Below are 19,433 nucleotides of genomic sequence, written 5' to 3' on the forward strand. Positions count from 1 at the left end.
ATAAGTGTTTCTAAATTTTTATAATCAATATCATTTTCTATCAATTTATTCACCTCGTTTAGATCATTGCCACAAAATGTGAATAATATACAAAACAACATTTTTTAAAAACAGCCCTATATGCAAAAAGATATATAGTATATATGAAGTAGCATAAAGAGTTAAGAAATTATAAACATTAGAGAATATGAGGTAAATATTAGGCTTTAAATTTGTGTAACATAATTAGGCATTATGAATAATATGTATTGTGAGAAAAATTATTGGTAAATATTAAATAAAAAGAAATATTGATAATTAACTATTGGAAAAATGAATTATAAAAATGGAGGTACCAAGGATGAAAGTTGTAATTCTAGCAGGGGGTAAGGGTATTAGAATGAGTCAGCTTACTCAGAATACTCCAAAGCCTTTATGTGAAGTTGGCGGAATGCCTATATTATGGCATATTATGAAAATTTATAATCAGTATGGATTCAATGATTTTATGTTTTTATTAGGCTATAAAGGAGAAAAAATAAAAGAGTATTTTGTTGACTATAGTTGGAAGAGAAGTAGTTTTACTTTAGATTTATCCAGTGGAAGTATAGATTTATATTCTAAGCCTGAACCATGGAAGATAAGCTTTATTGATACAGGTCTTGATACACTTACTGGAGGAAGAATAAAGAAAGCACAGGAATACATTGGAAATGAAAGATTCATGCTTACTTATGGAGATGGTCTTGCAGATATTAATATTGATGAACTTTTAGAATTCCACAAAAAGCAAGGAAAGATAGCTACAGTTACAGGAATTTATAAAAAAAGCCAGTATGGAATTCTTACTGTAGAAGATGGTATGGCTAAATCATTTGAAGAAAAGAAGAATACTGAAGGAATAATTAATGGTGGATTTTTTATTTTTGAACCAGAAATTTTTGATTATATTGATGATGATCCAAATTGTATTTTAGAGCAGACACCTCTAAAAAAATTGGTTAAAGATAATGAGCTTTCAGTTTACATTCATAATGGATTCTGGACAGCTATGGATACTTTAAATGATATAAATAATGTAAATAAACTATGGAATGAAGGAAAGGCAGTGTGGAAAACATGGTAGAGAAAAATACAAAAGATAAATTATTAAGTAAAGAAGTGTTAGGTAAAGAATTTATGAGTGATTCTAAAGAGTATAAAAGTTCTGCTGAAATAGAAGAAAAAAATAAGTTCTGGAAGGGTAGAAATGTATTTGTTACAGGAGGAACAGGTTTTTTAGGTAGTTATCTTGTTAAAAAGTTAGTTGACTTTGGTGCCAATGTTACTGTATTAATAAGAGATTATATTCCAAAATCTAATATGTATACTGGTGATAAATACAAGAAAATCAATGCAGTAAATGGAAGCCTTGAAGATTATGATGTGATTGAAAGGGCACTTGGGGAATATGAAATAGATACAGTATTTCACTTGGCAGCACAGGCTATTGTAGGAGTTGCAAATAGAAATCCACTAGGAACATTTAAAGCAAATATTGAAGGAACATGGAACATTTTAGAAGCATCAAGAAGAAGCCCATTAATTAAAGAAGTTATTGTTGCATCTAGTGATAAGGCTTATGGAGATCAGATAAATTTACCTTATGATGAAACAATGCCTCTTCAGGGGAAACATCCTTATGATGTATCTAAAAGCTGTACAGATTTAATTTCTCAAACTTACTATGAAACTTATAAGTTGCCAGTATGTATTACTAGATGTGGTAACCTTTATGGGGGAGGAGATTTAAATTTTAATAGGATAATTCCACAGACAATTCAATCTGTATTAAATAATGAAGCACCTGTAATAAGAAGTGATGGTAGTTTTATTCGTGATTATTTTTATGTTGAGGATGCAGTTGATGCATATATGACACTTGCAGAAAATATAGAAAAACTAGGTTTGGGTGGACATGCATTTAATTTTAGTAATGAAATACAGATGACAGTATTAGAACTTGTAAATAAAATCCTTGAATTAATGGAAAGCCCATTGAAACCAGTAATATTGAATCAAGGAAGTAATGAAATTAAACATCAGTATTTATGTGCAGAAAAAGCAAGAAATATATTAGGATGGACTCCTAATTATACTATTGATGAGGGGTTGAAAAAGACTATAGATTGGTATAAGGATTTCTTGAAATAAAATGCATTTAAACAAAGGGGGGAATCATATGTCAAATAATATATTTTGTACTGTGTTATCTCATAAAAGATTAATTCAGGCGGTAGCAGCTTATTTATCTTTATCAAAGGTAGTGGATGACTTTAAAGTATATGTCCTTTGTGTTGATTATAGATCTTATGATTTTATAAAACAGTTCAATTTACCTAATGTAATTCTCATAAAAATTAATGAATTGAATAGAATTGATGTTATTAATTTAAAGAATACTCGTAAGTTGAACCAGTATTGCTGGACTTTAAAACCTGTATTTATAAATTATGTTCTTGAGCATAGTAGTGACATAGAAAGAGTTATTTATATTGATGCGGATTTATTTTTCTTACAAAATCCAGAAATAATAATTAAAAATCAGCCTGATAGTTCTGTGCTTATATCTGATGGCAAGATATTTTTATCAAAGAAGCCAAATGACTTTGTTCATTATGTTCAGGATATTACCGGAAATTACAATTCTGGGCTTATAATATTTAAAAAAGATATAAATGGAATTATGTGTGCTAGATGGTGGGACAAGATGTGTATAAATGCATGTACTCAAAATCCAGAAGGAAATACTTTTGGTGATCAAAAATATTTAGACAATATGCCTGAGTTATTTGATAATGTTGGAGAAATAACAACTCCAGGAGTTAATATAGGCCATTGGAATTATCAAAAGTATAAATTCACCATTAAAGATAATGAAATAATGGTAAATAATTATAAGCTCATTGTTTATCATTTTAGTGGATTTAGAATAATAAATGAAAATGATATTATACAAATTCATGAAAAAGATAGAACAAATATGCCCTTTATTTATGATATATACAAGAGATTTCTTAGGAATATAATTGAAGAAATTAAAAAAAATGATTCTAGGTATACAGATTTCTTCATTACGACTGATATAGAAAGTAATTAATAAGTATGGGAGAGAGCAATTATGAGAGCAAGTATTATTATTCCAGCTTTCAATTCTGAAGAAAGATTATATTATAATTTATTGTCATTAAATAATCAGGACTGTAGTTTTAATGATTTTGAAGTGGTAATTGTAGATAATGGTTCTGCTGATAATACAGCTAGTATGGTTAGAGGATTTATAAAGAATGCAAGGTTTAATATAAAATTTCAAAGACTTAATGAAAATAAAGGAATAGCAAGAGGGAGAAATACAGCAATAAAAATGGCAGAAGGTGATATACTAATATTTCATGATAGTGATATGATTGCACCAAGAGATTTTGTAACACGTCATTTGAAGAACCATGAGGAAAAAAATATAGTAGTCTGTGGTGTACCTTGGAAGAGAATAATTACCTTTTATTATAATGAGCTTGAAAAGAAAGATAAAGACTATGATGGATTAAAATATATTAAAAATGCTTATAATAAAACTGAAAAAGCACCAATTCTAAATAAATATTTAATTATGAATGGGATGTATGAGAAGTATGTGTTTGATTTACATGGAAACTTTATTGATGGAGTTAAAGAAATAATAAAAAAATATGGTAATAATTTAGCACATTATAGTATTCCATGGAGATTATTTATTACAAACAATGCATCGGTTGAACGTGAAAATGTGATAAATGTAGGTATGTTTGATGAACAGATTGTGGGATATGGATTTGAAGATTATGACCTGGGGATAAGGCTTTATAAGTCAGGTGGAAAATTCATTTTTGATGATAAAATAGCAAGTGCACATCAAGAGCATCCAAGCAATATAAGGGTAAATGAATATAATGAAAATACAAGATATATATGTAATAAATACAATAATATATACTTTATAGATGTGATTTTAGTATGCATAAGTTACTTAACATCAATAAATCAAATTACTCTAAATGAACTAGTACAAGATATTGATACGATGCTTGAAGATAGATCATTTGATTATATATTAAATATGTTCTTAAATTTGCTACAATTTCAAAGAAAAAAATCTTTTAATGAAGATTTAACCTCAAGCTTGTTTTATATAAGTAATATAAATGTAATTGAGGTATTTAAAGAAATAAATATGATTGAAGATATATTTGGATTTAAATATTTTGCAAGAGCAATGGTTGCACTTATTAAAGATATATTTGGATAAGGCTAATGCTGGATTTATTAAAGTATAGATAACAAAAATTGCTTGAAAGGAGTATATTTATATGAAAAAATATCACTTTACCATGATTTTATCTGAAGTGCATTTATTTAAAGCTCTAGCTATGTATATTTCTTTTAAAAAGCATTGTACAAGCTTTGAATTATTTATTCTCTGCATGTCTGATAAAGTTTATGATATATTGAAAAAAATAAATTTTGAAAATGTTAAAGTATTTCATTACAGTGAATTAGAAAAAGATAATTATGAGTTATATAGAGCAAAATCAAATAGGACATTCCATGAATACTGTTGGACTATGAAATCTGTGTTTTTAGATTATATTATTAATAGATACAATGAGGCATATTATTATGCACATGTAGATGCAGATTTATTCTTGTTTAATAATATTGACTTATTATTTGGTGAAAATCCAGAAGCATCAATATTATTAACTGAACATTATAATTCAAAGGAATTTGAGCATTATTATAATCTTACAGGAAAGTTTAATACAGGTTTTGTAGGATTTAAAAATAACAGTGAGGGAAGAACAGCAATAAGAATTTGGAAAGATAAATGTCTTGAAAAATGTACTGGAGAGTATGATACAGTAAATAAGACATTTGGAGATCAAAGGTATGTAGAAGAATGGCCAGATGTATTTAAAAATGTTCATGTTATAAAATCAATTGGAGCAAATACAGCCTTTTGGAATGTAAAAAATTATAAAGTAAGACAGATTAATAATACTGTATATGTTAATAATACACCTTTGATTTTTTATCATTTTTCGGCTTTTTGCATTATAGGACCACAAGAAGCAGAGCTTTGTTCATTTTATAAAATAGAGGATAAAGATTTATTAAAATATGTTTATAGTCCATATGTAAAATGTATATTTGAAGGTGCATCAGCAGTTTTAGCTCAGTTTCCTAATTTTGATACAGGCTTTGTAAATAGAATTGTGTTGGGAGATATTAAGAATTATATATTTGTAGATATTTAGATTATAGATTTTCATAATATCAAAATATTTTATTTATTTTAGGCAGTACTTAGAATAATATCTAAGTATTGTCTTTATTTTATGTTATTACAAGGATAGAGAAAATATTAGTATATCAGAATAATAATATTTTCTCTTGTGCAAAATATAAATGAATTTTAAATTAAACCTATAAAATAAATTCATTTGAATTATATAATTGTAGAATCTAAGAAAAAGAAAAGAAGATATAAATAATGATGCCTACAATTTATACTTTTATATTCAAATGATAAAGGAGAAAGTATGGATAACAAAAGAGTAAAATTAGAAAATACATATATTAGTTTGCCAGAAATTTTTTATTCAAAGCAAAATCCTAGTGTAGTTCCAAGTCCTGAAATGATTATATTTAATGATAGACTTGCTGATGAATTAGGGATAAATAAAGATTTTATGAAATCACAAGAAGGTATAAATATACTTGCAGGTAACAAGGTCTTAGAAAATACTACACCTATTGCAGAAGCATATGCAGGACATCAGTTCGGATATTTTACAATGCTTGGAGATGGAAGAGCTGTACTTCTTGGAGAAGTAGTTACTGACGATGAAAAGCGATTTGATCTTCAGCTTAAGGGAAGTGGAAAGACACCTTATTCAAGGGGTGGTGATGGAAAAGCAGCTTTAGGTCCTATGCTTAGAGAATATATAATAAGTGAAGGGATGTATAATCTTGGAATCAAGACAACTAGAAGTCTTGCTGTACTTAAAACAGGTAAAATTGTATATAGAGATACTGAACTTGATGGTGCAATACTTGCACGTATTGCTGAAAGTCATATACGTGTAGCAACTTTTGAGTATGCAGCAAGATTTGGACGTGAAGAAGATGTAAAATCACTTGCTGATTATACTATAGAAAGACATTTTAAAGATAAAAATGAGCTTAACAACACTAAGAGTGAGTATATAAACAATCTTAATAAGGATAACAAGTACCTTACTTTATTGGCTAAGGTAGTAAAAAGACAGGCTGAACTTATAGCAAAATGGCAGCTAGTAGGATTTATCCATGGAGTAATGAATACAGATAATATGTCTATATGTGGTGAAACTATAGACTATGGCCCATGTGCATTTATGGATACATATGATCCAGATACAGTTTTTAGTTCTATTGATATATATGGAAGATACGCATATAAAAATCAGCCTAAGATGGCAGTATGGAACTTATCGCAATTTGCAGAAACATTATTGCCGTTAATAAATGAAGAAAATCATAATGATGAAGATATGGATGAAACAATTAAGACAGTTGAAAAGGTATTAAGTGCATTTACAATATTATATGAAAATACATGGATGTCTGGAATGAGAAAAAAGCTTGGATTATTTAATGAAGAGGAAAATGATAAAGTAATAATAAATGAGTTTTTAGATATTATGAAAGAAAATAAAGCTGATTATACTAATACTTTTTATTATCTTACAACTGGATATGTAGAAAATTTACCTTTTGTTGCTACAGAAAGGTTTACTAAATGGTATGCATTATGGAGTGATAGATTAAAGAGACAGAATGAATCGATGAGTGAAGTCAGAGAGCTTATGGAAAATAACAATCCAGCAATAATCCCTAGAAATTACAGAGTAGAGGAAGCTTTAGCAGATGCTCAAAAAGGTAATTATAAAACTATGGAATCATTATTAGAGGTTCTCAAAAATCCCTATAATTATTCTGAAGTAAATAAAGATTATGTTAAAGTGCCTGAGAATTTAAGTTGTGGATATAAAACTTATTGTGGAACATAGTTTATTGGATAAAAAACAACATTTATTAAAAACAGAAGAGTATATATTTGATTTCACATGATGGTTGCAATAATTGTGTTAATGTTCTTCAAGGTAAAATATTTTAATATTATAAATTAATAACCTCTTGAAAGTATATTTATTTTCATGGGGTATTTTTTATATCATTAATGAATAGAGTGAAACTATCGTTGCCACTTCTGGCAATACTTTAAAATATATAGAATTTTAAAAAATACATTTAAATTTCTTTTATAAACTTAATTTGACATTATTTCTAGGTAATATATAATAGTTAGTGTGCTAAGTATTATATATGAATATATTGAATTCTTTGTTATAGCTTTAAATATAAGTTTATTTGATGAGCTATTTATTTTTTATCAATTATATACGGTTTTAAGGAGGCAATTATTATGAAAAAAAAATTAAGACTGAGTCTTCTTTTAAAAATAGTAAATAATTTATTTGAACGAGAATTGAACAATAAAATATCTTCAATAGATTTAACAAGAACACAATGTTCAGTATTAGGATATCTTAATAGAAATAGAGACAAGGAGATTAATCCTTGCCATATTGAAAAAGAATTCAATCTGAAAAAACCAACTGTAACAGGTATATTAAAAAGACTTGAAGAGAAGGGTTTCGTATTAATTGAGCAAAGTAAAACTGATAAAAGATACAAGCATATTAAATTAACTAGTAAAAATGATGAAGTGGATAAAATAATGAGAAAGAACTTAATTGAATGCGAAAAAGTTTTGTATGAAGGATTATCTGAGGATGATAAAAAAGAATTATACAGAATTTTAGAGAAAATGATGGACAACCTATTGGCTAATAATAACCAATAGTGAAAATGATTCATACATAGTTTAGGAAGGTCTATTGATTTTAGATATAAATAATACAACATTAAATTTAGTAAAGAGAGGAGTATATATTTATGGTTAAAACGTTACTAGGGTATGTAAAAGAATATAAAAAAGATTCTATACTATCGCCAGTGTTTGTAACATTGGAAGTAATAATGGAAGTTATAATTCCGTTTTTAATGGCATCTATAATCGATAAAGGTGTAGAAGTAGGAAACATGAAGCATGTTTACATGATTGGAGGAGCAATGATTATCATGGCCATGTTTTCACTTACTTTTGGAGTTCTTTCTGGTAAGTATGCTGCAAGTGCAAGTACAGGATTTGCTAAAAATCTTAGACGAGGCATGTATGAAAATATACAGGGATTTTCATTTTCAAATATAGACAAGTTTTCTACAGCTGGACTTGTAACAAGGCTTACTACAGATATTACAAATGTACAAAATGCATATCAAATGATTGTAAGAATGTGTACAAGAGCACCAATGATGCTTATATGTGCTATGATAATGACATTTACCATTAATGCAAAATTAGCATGTATATTTTTAGGAACTATAATTTTTCTTGGGGCTGCACTTTATTTTATTATAGGTAAAGCTCATCCTATTTTTAGAAAGATGTTTAAGAAATATGATGCATTAAATGCAAGTATACAGGAAAATATAAATGCAGTCAGAGTTGTAAAGGCTTATGTAAGAGAAGACCATGAAGTGAAGAGATTTAATAAGGCTGCTGGAGATATTTATGATTTATCTGTGATGGCTGAAAAGTGTATTGTTTTAAATATGCCATTAATGCAATTTTCAATGTATACATGTATTTTATTATTATCTTGGCTTGGAGCAAAGATGATAGTAGGTGGAAGCCTTACAACAGGTGAACTTATGAGTTTGTTTACTTATGTAATGAATATACTTATGAGTCTTATGATGATAGCTATGATATTTGTTATGGTAACTATGTCAAGAGCATCCGGAGAACGTATTGCTGAAGTTCTTAATGAAAAGTCAAATTTAAATAATAAAGAAAATCCTATTTATGAAGTTAAAGATGGATCTATTGAATTTGATAATGTAAATTTTGCTTATAACAAAAATACAGATAATGTTTTAGAGAATTTAAACTTTAAAATTGAAAGTGGACAAACTATAGGGATAATAGGTGGAACTGGTAGTTCTAAAACATCTCTTGTTCAGCTTATTCCAAGACTTTATGATGTTACAGAAGGTAGCGTTAAAGTTGGAGGTATTGATGTAAGAGATTATGATATAGAAACATTGAGAAATCAAGTGGCTATGGTTCTTCAGAAGAATGTACTATTTTCAGGTACAATTTTGGACAATCTTAGGTGGGGAAATAAAGAAGCTACTTATGAAGATGCAAAAAGAGCATGTGAGCTTGCTCAAGCAGATGAATTTATTCAAGCATTCCCAGATAAGTATGACACTTTTATAGAGCAAGGTGGATCAAATGTATCTGGTGGACAAAAGCAGAGATTATGTATTGCAAGAGCATTATTAAAGAAACCTAAGATTCTTATTTTAGATGATTCTACAAGTGCAGTAGATACAAGAACAGATGCTCTTATAAGAAAAGCATTTAAAGAAGAAATTCCTAATACTACAAAGATAATAATAGCTCAGAGAATATCATCAGTTCAGGATTCAGATAAGATTATAGTCTTAAATGAAGGTGTAATCAATGATATTGGTACTCATGAAGAATTAATAGAAAGATGCGAAATATACAGAGATGTATATGAATCTCAAATGAAAGGAGCTGAAGAAAAAAATGCCTAGAAAAAATATGATGGGAAGACCAAAGGCTAAGACTAAAAAGAAGCCAAGTCAGATATTTAAAAGATTATTTCAATATGTAATAAAGAATTATAAAATTCATTGTATTTTTGTAGTTATTTTTATTTTAATAAGTTCCTTAGCTAATATTGTTGGAACTATGTTTATGAAGAGTTTAATCGATGTATATATAGTACCTTTTATAAATGATGCTTCACCAAATTTTGTACCATTATTAAAAGCGCTAGGTATGATGGCTGCATTCTATTATATTGGTGTACTAGCTACTTGGGCTTTTAATAGAATAATGATTAACGTATGTCAAGGAACAATGAAAAGTATAAGAAATGATTTGTTTGCGCATATGGAAAAGCTGCCAATAAAATATTTTGATACTCATGCACATGGTGATATTATGAGTATTTATACTAATGATACAGATACATTAAGACAGCTTATTTCACAAGGTATTCCTCAGGTGATTGCAGGAATTATAACAGTTACAGGTGTACTTATTTCTATGATTATACTTAGTATTCCTCTTACAATACTTACTTTGCTTATGGTTGGATTTATGTTTGCAGTAACTAAGTATATTGGAAAGAAAAGTGCAAGTTATTTTATAAAACAGCAGAAGAACTTAGGTAAGGTAAATGGATTCATTGAAGAAATGATGGAAGGGCAGAAAGTAGTTAAAGTATTCTGTCATGAAGATGAAAGTATAAAGGATTTTAATAATTTAAATGAAGAACTTTTTGATAGTGCAAATAATGCTAATAAGTTTGCTAATATTTTAATGCCTGTAATGGGTAATATGGGAAATATCAGCTATGTTTTAACAGCTATAGTTGGATCTATAATTGCCATATATGGTTTTGGTGGATTTACACTAGGAGCACTTGCGTCATTCTTACAATTTAATAAGAGTTTTAATATGCCAATAGCTCAATTATCTCAACAGTTAAATGGTCTTGTAATGGCTCTTGCTGGTGCTGAAAGAATATTTGATCTTTTAGATGAAAAGCCAGAAGTTGATGAAGGATATGTAGAGCTTGTAAATGCTGAAATTGCAAGTGATGGAAGCATAAAAGAATCTTCAAAAAGAACAGGAGCATGGGCTTGGAAGCATTATCACAAAGCTGATAATACTACAACTTATCAAAAGCTTCAGGGTGATGTATACTTTGAAGATGTTGATTTTGGATATAATGATGAAAAAATTATATTACATGATATAAACCTTTATGCGAAACCTGGAGAAAAAATTGCATTTGTTGGTGCAACAGGAGCAGGTAAGACTACAATTACTAACTTAATCAATAGATTTTATGATATACAAGAAGGTAAAATAAGATATGACGGAATAAATATACAAAAGATTAAAAAGGATGATTTAAGAAGATCATTAGGTATAGTTCTTCAAGATACTCATTTGTTTACAGGAACAGTTATGGAAAATATACGTTTTGGTAAATTAGATGCAACTGATGAAGAAGTAAAAGCAGCAGCAAAACTAGCTAATGCAGATTATTTCATAAAGCACCTTCCAGAAGGATATAATACAGTTCTTACAGGTGATGGAAGTAATCTTTCTCAAGGTCAAAGACAGCTTTTATCTATTGCAAGAGCAGCAGTTGCAGATCCACCAGTATTAATTCTTGATGAAGCTACATCTAGCATAGATACAAGAACTGAAAAGATTGTTCAAGAAGGTATGGATAATCTTATGAAGGGCAGAACAGTATTTGTAATAGCCCATAGATTATCTACAATTAAAAATTCAGATGTTATTATGGTTTTAGATAAAGGAAGAATCATTGAACGTGGAAATCATGATAGTTTAATTGATAAGAGAGGAATTTACTATCAATTATATACTGGAGCTTTAGAACAAGATTAAAGAATAGAATATTTTATATATATTGCTGAAGGGTTAAATAATATTAATCTTTCAGCAATTTTTTATAAGATTATTAAAAACAAGTATCATAAATATTTGTTGTGTATTAGCGAATAATTGTAAAGTTAATTTTGCGTTGATATAATATAAATAAGATATTTATGAAAATTTAAGTGATAATTTGTAAAAATATTATGGAAAGAGGAAATGACAATGAAAGTGGTATTTTTAGAACCATTAGGTGTAGAAACAGAATTATTCATAAAAAGAGCAAATGAGAAATTAGAGGGCAAAGCTGAAATTGTCTTTTATGATAATAGAGTAGAGGATACAGAAACTTTAATTGAAAGAAGTAAGAATGCGGATATAGTTGTACTATCAAATTTTCAATATAGAAAAGATGTAATGGAAAAGTGTCCAAATTTAAAAATGGTTTGTGTTGCATTTACAGGAGTAGATCATGTAGATATTGATTACTGCAAGGAAAGAGGAATAAGAGTATGTAATTGTGCTGGATATTCAACTGTAGCAGTAGCAGATTTGGTGTTTGGACTTATAATTGATTTATATAGAAATATAGACAAATGTAACGAAGTAACAAGACAAGGTGGAACTAAAGATGGTTTAGTAGGCTTTGAACTTGAAGGGAAAAAGTTTGGAATAATAGGTACTGGTGCCATAGGGATCAGAGTAGCTAATATTGCTAAGGCTTTTGGATGTGAAGTTTATGGTTACAGTAGAACTGTTAAAGAAAATACAGGGATTAAGTATGTGGATTTAAATACATTATTATCTACATGTGATATAGTTTCTTTACATGTTCCACTAAATGATTCTACAAAAGGGTTAATTAATGAGGATAATATAAAATTGATGAAGAAAAATGCTATTCTTATTAACACAGCAAGAGGTCCAATAGTTGATAGTAAAGCATTATCAAATGCATTAAAAGAAGGAATAATTGCAGGAGCAGGAGTAGATGTTTTTGAAATGGAACCTCCAATACCTGAGGATCATGTATTATTTGAGGCACCAAATTTAATTGTAACTCCTCATGTAGCATTTGCTACAAAGGAATCAATGATAAAGAGAGCAGAAATAGTTTTCGATAATATTGATAAATATATAGATGGAAACATACAAAACGTTATTGTATAGGTACTTAGTTTATTGAATATTAGAATTTTTATTACAAATAGCAGTTAGATTATTTATTATTATATATTTTGGCATACTTGAAGAGAGTATTATTGTGAGATAATGATAAATTAATGTGGTAACACGTGAGTAATGCTTTCATCCTTTATATAGGATGAAAGTTTTTTTGTTGTTTATTAAATATACTCTTATAAATTTTGGTATAAATGCATATGAGGTGTAAGGTTAAGTATATTATAGTAAATGAGATATTGAAAAATTTGAAAGGTATAAACTATTAAGGGAGGGAATATTAAATGAAAGAAATGAATGTAAATAAGAATTACTTCAAAGTTATAAAGTTGCTTGGAAAAGGTAAAGGTGGTTATTCTTATCTAGTTACAGATGGTGAAAAAAAATATGTATTAAAACAGATACATCATGAACCTTGTTCTTATTATAAATTTGGAAATAAGATAGAAAGTGAAATTAATGATTATAATACATTAAAAAATATAGGAATAAATATGCCTCAAATGCTTGATTTAGATATAAAGAATGAAAGGATTTTAAAAGAATATATTGAAGGTGATACCATATTTGATATTATATTAAAGGATGAAATGAAGGAAAAATATCTACGTCAAATAAGAGAAATGTGTACTATATTATATAGTAATAAGATAAATATAGATTACTTTCCGACAAATTTTGTTGTTGAGAATGAACAGATTTTCTATGTTGACTATGAATGTAATAAATACATGGAAGAATGGAATTTTGAAAACTGGGGAATAAAATATTGGTCGAAAACTAAAGAGTTTTTGGATTATATTGGTGATGATAGATAGTCTTTTATAAAAGCTTATTTTTAAAATTAAAAATATAGATATTTATATGATAAATAAAAATTATCGTATAGATATATTTTTTATTTAATGATTTTTATTGGTGACAATAAGCGTGTATGAAGATTGAATGAAATATTAAAAAATAAATTAATCAAATAATTATAATAATATGCGTAAAAATAGTGAGAAATAATACATTATTGAAAGATTTGACAACTAAACTTGCAAAATAAATTCTGATAATAAGTAAAATATATAGGACAAAAACAATAAAAATATCAAAATAAATTAATATAAATATTAAATTTTTTAAAATTTTATACTAAAAATTAAAAAAAAATTAAAATAACTAGCTTGATTTGATGAAAAAATCATAGTAAAATGTAAAACATACCTGGTTCAAATAAATTTTGAACTTGAATTAAGAGGGGGTTCTTTATTTTAATTATCTATAAAAAACAAGTGAAAAATAATTAATTTTATTTAATTAATCATCTATATTATATAGAAAATTAATGGGAATAATAAAAGTAAATCTCGTGCTTAATTAGAAAAAATATATAGTTAAGGAGTAAATAAGATGAGCAATAATGAAAAACAAAAGAAGTTAACTCTTGTAACATTAATTCTTATGATTTTTACATCTGTATTTGGTTTTGCTAACATGCCAAGATCATATTATCTTATGGGATATGGTGCAATTCCTTGGTTCATATTTGGAGCAATTGCTTTCTTTATACCATATGCATTTATGATGGCTGAATACGGTGCTGCTTTCAAAGATGAAAAAGGTGGTATATATTCATGGATGGAAAAATCAGTAGGCCCTAAATATGCATTCGTAGGTATTTTCATGTGGTATGCATCATATGTTATCTGGATGATAAATATATGTTCAAGTATATGGATACCATTATCGAATACATTTTTCGGAGTAGATAGAACATCTGAACTTAGTTTCTTTGGATTAAGTTCAACACAATCAATAGGTATACTTGGAGTAATCTGGATGATTTTGGTTTTCTTAATTTCTAGAAGAGGTATGGATAAGATAACTAAGATTACTTCAGTAGGTGGTATAGCATGTGCTTTATTAAATGTTGTTCTAATAGGGGGGGCAATTATAGTTCTTATATTAAATAAAGGACACTTAGCACAACCTATACAAAGTGCAATGTCATTTGTAAATTCACCAAATCCTGCATATGGCAGTGTAAGTTCTATGCTTTCATTCTTAGTATTTGCAATATTTGCGTTTGGTGGAATTGAAGCTGTTGGTGGTCTTGTTGACCAAACTGAAAACGCTGAAAAAACATTCCCAAAAGGAATAGCTATATCAGCAGCAGTTATATCAATAGGATATGCAATTGGAATATTCTGTGTTGGTATATTTACAAACTGGTCTAAAACTTTATCTGGTGAACATGTAAACATGGCAAATGTTGCTTATGTAGTTATGAATAACTTTGGATTTGAATTAGGTAATGTACTTGGATTAAGTAATGGAGTTGCAGTAGAACTAGGTAACTGGGTAGCAAGATTTGTAGGTCTTTCAATGTTCTTAGCTTTAACTGGTGCGTTCTTTACATTATCATATTCACCATTAAAGCAATTAATAGAAGGAACTCCTGCAAAATTATGGCCAGGAAAAATGGCTGTTATTGATAAAAGCGGAATGCCTGTAAATGCAATGAAAGTTCAAACTATAATAGTTGCAGTTATGGTTCTTGTAATATCTATGGGTGGTAAAAATGCTAAAGCATTTTTCGAAATGTTAGTTCTTATGACTAATGTAGCTATGACAATTCCATATTTATTCTTATCAGCTGCATTTATAAGCTTTAAGAAGAAGAAAGAAATAGTTAAACCATTTGAAATATACAAAAATCATGCATTAACTGTAATTATAACAGTAATAGTTACAGCTACAGTAGGATTTGCAAATATATTTACAATTATTGAACCAGCTTTAAAAGGTGATTATGTATCAACAATTGCTATGATAGCAGGTCCAGTAATCTTTACAATTGCAGCATTAGCTATTCATGCTAGAGGAAACAAATAATAATATTAGTAAAATAATATAACAGAAAAGACATCTAAAAGAGTGTAACGCTCATTTGGATGTCTTTTTTATTTTGAAAAAAAACTTTTGAATTCAAAAAAATCAAAAATAGCTATAGGAATAGCTGCGTTTCTTGGACTTACATTACTTTTGGCAAGTAATCAATGTGATACTAAGTTGTATGAAAAACAAAAGAAATTTACTAGTTCAAGTGAAGTTTTAGAACAATTAAATAATAAAGTATTGAGAGATGATAATTTCAGAAGAAGAAAAATTGGAGATAATGGAGAATTACCAGATGTTTTAGAATGTTTTTCTCAAAGAAAGAGATTAACTGATACTGATGTACATTACGATAAGATTGAAATAGAACAAATAATTTATTTAACTGAAGATGAACAGAATTCAATAATTAATCGTTATGAGAAGAGTAGACTAAATTATTCAAAAGTAAAGCCTATATCGAAAACAGAAGTTGTAATAATAAAATTTAAGCCTTATTATGTAGATTATTCAGATTATGGAGAAAAATTTTATAGACCAGACAATGAAGTTTTGTATATGAATTTAGTATTTGTAGATGAAGGTGAAGGTATGGTAATTGATTATATTAGTCAATCAAAAGCACAAGATTCTATAGAAGGATGATGAAAGATGATAAAAATTGATCCAAGGAGCAGTACTCCTATTTATGAACAAATAGAATTAGGAATTAAAGAACTTATTTTAAAAGGTGCATTAAAGCCAAATGAAAAGTTACCATCAGTTAGAGAAATGGCAGGGCTTCTTACAACAAATCCAAATACAGTAAGCAAGGCATATGGAGAACTTGAAAGAGAAGGAATAATTGAGACTTTAAGAGGAAGGGGAACTTTTATAACAGATAATTTTAAAAATAAGGTTGATGAGAAGAAAATGGAGTCTATAGGAAATCAATTGAAAAAATTAATATTAGAAGCAAATTACAGTGGTCTTACTAAAGAAGATTTTATTAATATGGTTATGAAAACATTTGAGATGCTAGGGGTGAATGATAATAATGATAAAAATAGATAATGTATCATTTGAGATTGAAAATAAAAAGATTTTATTATCAAAAGGAATGAAAATGAGACTTTCTATTATATTGGCTTTTTCTATGCATGCAAAATATTTAATATTGGACGAGCCTACATCTGGACTTGATGCAATATTAAAAAATAAGCTACTCCAAGTATTTGTAGATGAAGTATATGAAAATGGTACAACAATTATTATAAGTTCTCATCACTTAGGCGAGCTTGAAAGAATCTGTGATGATGTTGCTATTTTAGATAATGGAATTGTATCTTATGAAAATTCAGTAGAAAACATGAAAAATAAGATTAAAAAAATATAAGTTGCATTTAAAGAAGATGTTAGTGAAGAAAATTTGAAAATTAATGGTGTATCTAAAGTGAGTAAAGTTGGACGTGTATTTACCATAATAACAGAGGAATATGATAAAAGTTTTATTGGCAATGGAATTGAAGAAATGCATTGGAAAATTTCAAATGATTATAATAATCATTTCAATACATTTGGTTTGTATAATTATGGCTTATTGTTTGTTATATTTGTAGTAACACATTTTATTGGTCAGGGGATAAGTAAAAGAAATAATTTTATGTTTTTGAATAGTTTTCCTTACACCAAAAAACAAATAAAGTACAATGAAATTCTATGTCTTATATTGACAGGATTATTGTTTATTATTGTATTTGTATATATGACGGTTATGAGATATATAAATTATAGAAATTTATTATCAATTGTGGAAGGATATTTTTCGATTGTAGGTATTGAAATTATAAAAATGGTTTTGATTGGAATTATTAGTGTGTTATTTATTATGATAGTTGATTCTATGTTTTCTAATTCTATTATTGGGCTTGTTTGCATGATGGCATTAATACCTTTTTCACTTACGACTATACTATATAAGATAAGGGAGATATCTGAATATGTAGCTGTGAAAGATGGGAAGAATATATATTCTTTAATGAGAAATTCATCAGATGGAAATTATAGAAAAATATTTATCAATCCATTAATTGATGAGGTAAGTATCAAACAAATATATTTTTCAAATATGTTAGTTGATATTTCAATTGCATTACTGATTATATTTGTTTTATTTGTTGTATATAATAAGATGCAAAAATTAAATTCATTAGAATATGGTATCAAGATTTTTTCATCAAAGATAAATGAAAAAATAATTAGAGTATTGTGCTCAATAGGAGTAGGGTGTTTTGCAGGAATATTTTTTGGTTCGAAATATACAGATGAGCTTATGAGAAGTAGAAGAGTAATGTATGAAGCATTAACTGGGATAAATCTAATCAAAGCATTAAGTACAGATATATTATGTATTGTAATTGTTGCAGTTATATGCAACTTTATACTTAAGAAAATACTAAAGATTTTTGACTAGTTTATTTTATTTGTTATTTGGGAAAGAAGTTTATATGTACATTTTATTAACTATAATATATTTACTTAAGGATTAATAAAAATTAATAATTAAATTTATAGGATATTTTAAGAAATTTAAGAATTATTTAATTTACATTTTATAGTAAATAAAAGTAAATGGATGTATAATATAACAAAAAAAGAAGTTGGGGTATAATAGTGAATTCAAAGAAAATTTGTAAATTAATAGGGGTGGCAGCTTCACTGTTCAGCTTTTTATTTATCGCTGGGCTATTTGGAGGGATACAAGTTAAAGCTGAAGTGATAAATTCTACTTTACAATCTGATGGCAAGGATACGCCAGGACCATCTGTATTGATTTCAGAACAAAAGGATTATTCATTACCTATTAATAAAAGTTTTGAAGATAAGGGCATAAAAATTGAAATAAAAGATATTACAGCATCAAAAAATGAGATGAAAGTTAAAGCTTTTTAATACACAGAAATGGAACATTAAATGAAATTTATCACGGGAATAGTATTGTAAGCCTTGTAGTACAAAATGCTCAACAAAATGACGGTTATCAAATGGATTCTAAAAAAATTGACAATGAGACAGTAGAATATACATTTACTATGTATAACTTTAAAGGTTTCGAAAATAGCGTTGATTTAAGATTTGATGTTATATTACCAGAATATGATTTTAACGGCTGGGTTAAAACTACAGTAGATATTTCTAAGTATTTAGACTTAGCTATGGAAAAAAGCTTGAATTTTAAGATGGAAAATTATGAATTCTATAAGTTAGAAAGTAATGCTATAGGAACAAATTTATTTTATAAAGAAAATAATGATAATAATGTTGATGAACATGCTTATGGATTATCAAAAGTTTTAATTAAGTATAAAGAAAGAATTTATTGTATAGAAGATGGTTATATTAATCACTTTGATGGTATAGAAAAATGTTCAGTAGGGGCTATGTCAACAAATATTATAAAAATTGATGATTTAAAGGATGTTAGTGATTGTATCATAATACCAATTGAATGTGATTTATATGAAGGGGAACTGGATGGATTCTATAAAACAACAGATCAGCAAGAGCCATCATATGAAATAAAAGATAATGTTAAATATGAAAATAAGTTTGAATTTGCAGATAAGTCTAAGGTGAGCATAGATAAAATAGAAAGAACTGATGATAAGGTTAAAGTATAGTATAATGCTGATTCAGAGAAAATAGCAAT

Annotated in this window: 16 protein-coding genes and 1 pseudogene; all 17 read left to right on the forward strand. The window is 27.5% G+C overall.

The features are described from left to right. Positions 1 to 340: 340 nt before the first annotated feature. The 17 genes and pseudogenes from rfbF (at position 341) to HF850_RS12190 (ending at position 19,404) form a co-directional block, all read left to right on the forward strand. Positions 341 to 1,105 (forward strand): glucose-1-phosphate cytidylyltransferase, encoded by a 765-nt coding sequence (gene rfbF / locus HF850_RS12110; protein WP_169105703.1) that lies wholly within the window; start codon positions 341 to 343, stop codon positions 1,103 to 1,105. Between the two features lie 53 nt (positions 1,106 to 1,158). Then, positions 1,159 to 2,172: a GDP-mannose 4,6-dehydratase gene (locus tag HF850_RS12115; protein WP_169105733.1), complete on the forward strand. Its 1,014-nt coding sequence runs from the start codon at positions 1,159 to 1,161 to the stop codon at positions 2,170 to 2,172. 28 nt (positions 2,173 to 2,200) lie between these two features. Continuing rightward, positions 2,201 to 3,118, forward strand: a complete 918-nt coding sequence (locus tag HF850_RS12120) for a putative nucleotide-diphospho-sugar transferase (RefSeq protein WP_169105704.1) — start codon at positions 2,201 to 2,203, stop codon at positions 3,116 to 3,118. A gap of 21 nt (positions 3,119 to 3,139) precedes the next feature. After that, complete coding sequence (locus HF850_RS12125) at positions 3,140 to 4,303, forward strand: glycosyltransferase family 2 protein (RefSeq protein WP_169105705.1); 1,164 nt, start codon at positions 3,140 to 3,142, stop codon at positions 4,301 to 4,303. A 61-nt stretch (positions 4,304 to 4,364) separates the two neighbouring features. Then, entirely contained in the window at positions 4,365 to 5,312 is a 948-nt protein-coding gene (locus tag HF850_RS12130) for a hypothetical protein (protein ID WP_169105706.1), read from the forward strand. Positions 5,313 to 5,597: 285 nt separating this feature from the next. Then, the gene (locus HF850_RS12135; protein WP_169105707.1) at positions 5,598 to 7,109 is read left to right on the forward strand and encodes a protein adenylyltransferase SelO; all 1,512 of its coding nucleotides are present in this window, start codon (positions 5,598 to 5,600) and stop codon (positions 7,107 to 7,109) included. 416 nt (positions 7,110 to 7,525) lie between these two features. Further along, the gene (locus tag HF850_RS12140) at positions 7,526 to 7,966 is read left to right on the forward strand and encodes a MarR family transcriptional regulator (RefSeq protein WP_169105708.1); all 441 of its coding nucleotides are present in this window, start codon (positions 7,526 to 7,528) and stop codon (positions 7,964 to 7,966) included. A 92-nt stretch (positions 7,967 to 8,058) separates the two neighbouring features. Continuing rightward, the gene (locus HF850_RS12145) at positions 8,059 to 9,792 is read left to right on the forward strand and encodes an ABC transporter ATP-binding protein (protein ID WP_169105709.1); all 1,734 of its coding nucleotides are present in this window, start codon (positions 8,059 to 8,061) and stop codon (positions 9,790 to 9,792) included. Positions 9,793 to 9,799: 7 nt separating this feature from the next. Continuing rightward, positions 9,800 to 11,689, forward strand: coding sequence for an ABC transporter ATP-binding protein (locus tag HF850_RS12150; RefSeq protein WP_243159488.1), 1,890 nt, complete (start codon positions 9,800 to 9,802; stop codon positions 11,687 to 11,689). A 213-nt stretch (positions 11,690 to 11,902) separates the two neighbouring features. Further along, a complete protein-coding gene (locus HF850_RS12155; protein ID WP_169105711.1) occupies positions 11,903 to 12,847 on the forward strand; it encodes a 2-hydroxyacid dehydrogenase in 945 nt (314 codons plus the stop codon). A 296-nt stretch (positions 12,848 to 13,143) separates the two neighbouring features. Then, a complete protein-coding gene (locus tag HF850_RS12160; RefSeq protein ID WP_206151663.1) occupies positions 13,144 to 13,677 on the forward strand; it encodes a hypothetical protein in 534 nt (177 codons plus the stop codon). A 580-nt stretch (positions 13,678 to 14,257) separates the two neighbouring features. Next, positions 14,258 to 15,742, forward strand: a complete 1,485-nt coding sequence (yjeM, locus tag HF850_RS12165) for a glutamate/gamma-aminobutyrate family transporter YjeM (protein ID WP_169105712.1) — start codon at positions 14,258 to 14,260, stop codon at positions 15,740 to 15,742. A gap of 87 nt (positions 15,743 to 15,829) precedes the next feature. After that, a complete protein-coding gene (locus HF850_RS12170) occupies positions 15,830 to 16,390 on the forward strand; it encodes a hypothetical protein (RefSeq protein WP_169105713.1) in 561 nt (186 codons plus the stop codon). A 6-nt stretch (positions 16,391 to 16,396) separates the two neighbouring features. After that, the gene (locus tag HF850_RS12175; protein ID WP_169105714.1) at positions 16,397 to 16,798 is read left to right on the forward strand and encodes a GntR family transcriptional regulator; all 402 of its coding nucleotides are present in this window, start codon (positions 16,397 to 16,399) and stop codon (positions 16,796 to 16,798) included. A 34-nt stretch (positions 16,799 to 16,832) separates the two neighbouring features. Then, positions 16,833 to 17,237: pseudogene (locus tag HF850_RS12180) on the forward strand (ABC transporter ATP-binding protein); the annotation flags it as partial. Between the two features lie 1,160 nt (positions 17,238 to 18,397). Further along, positions 18,398 to 18,676 (forward strand): DUF4179 domain-containing protein, encoded by a 279-nt coding sequence (locus HF850_RS12185; RefSeq protein WP_169105715.1) that lies wholly within the window; start codon positions 18,398 to 18,400, stop codon positions 18,674 to 18,676. 92 nt (positions 18,677 to 18,768) lie between these two features. Beyond that, entirely contained in the window at positions 18,769 to 19,404 is a 636-nt protein-coding gene (locus HF850_RS12190; RefSeq protein WP_169105716.1) for a hypothetical protein, read from the forward strand. Positions 19,405 to 19,433 lie beyond the last annotated feature (29 nt).

The organism is Clostridium sp. SM-530-WT-3G, assembly GCF_012843905.1.
In the GTDB taxonomy this organism is placed as follows: Bacteria; Bacillota; Clostridia; order Clostridiales; family Clostridiaceae; genus Clostridium.

Bases quoted from the DNA above. Each gene is read 5' to 3' on its own strand.
- rfbF (WP_169105703.1), top strand. From the start codon at position 341: ATGAAAGTTGTAATTCTAGCAGGGGGTAAGGGTATTAGAATGAGTCAG.
- HF850_RS12115 (WP_169105733.1), top strand. From the start codon at position 1,159: ATGAGTGATTCTAAAGAGTATAAAAGTTCTGCTGAAATAGAAGAAAAA.
- HF850_RS12120 (WP_169105704.1), top strand. From the start codon at position 2,201: ATGTCAAATAATATATTTTGTACTGTGTTATCTCATAAAAGATTAATT.
- HF850_RS12125 (WP_169105705.1), top strand. From the start codon at position 3,140: ATGAGAGCAAGTATTATTATTCCAGCTTTCAATTCTGAAGAAAGATTA.
- HF850_RS12130 (WP_169105706.1), top strand. From the start codon at position 4,365: ATGAAAAAATATCACTTTACCATGATTTTATCTGAAGTGCATTTATTT.
- HF850_RS12135 (WP_169105707.1), top strand. From the start codon at position 5,598: ATGGATAACAAAAGAGTAAAATTAGAAAATACATATATTAGTTTGCCA.
- HF850_RS12140 (WP_169105708.1), top strand. From the start codon at position 7,526: ATGAAAAAAAAATTAAGACTGAGTCTTCTTTTAAAAATAGTAAATAAT.
- HF850_RS12145 (WP_169105709.1), top strand. From the start codon at position 8,059: ATGGTTAAAACGTTACTAGGGTATGTAAAAGAATATAAAAAAGATTCT.
- HF850_RS12150 (WP_243159488.1), top strand. From the start codon at position 9,800: ATGATGGGAAGACCAAAGGCTAAGACTAAAAAGAAGCCAAGTCAGATA.
- HF850_RS12155 (WP_169105711.1), top strand. From the start codon at position 11,903: ATGAAAGTGGTATTTTTAGAACCATTAGGTGTAGAAACAGAATTATTC.
- HF850_RS12160 (WP_206151663.1), top strand. From the start codon at position 13,144: ATGAAAGAAATGAATGTAAATAAGAATTACTTCAAAGTTATAAAGTTG.
- yjeM (WP_169105712.1), top strand. From the start codon at position 14,258: ATGAGCAATAATGAAAAACAAAAGAAGTTAACTCTTGTAACATTAATT.
- HF850_RS12175 (WP_169105714.1), top strand. From the start codon at position 16,397: ATGATAAAAATTGATCCAAGGAGCAGTACTCCTATTTATGAACAAATA.
- HF850_RS12190 (WP_169105716.1), top strand. From the start codon at position 18,769: ATGGATTCTAAAAAAATTGACAATGAGACAGTAGAATATACATTTACT.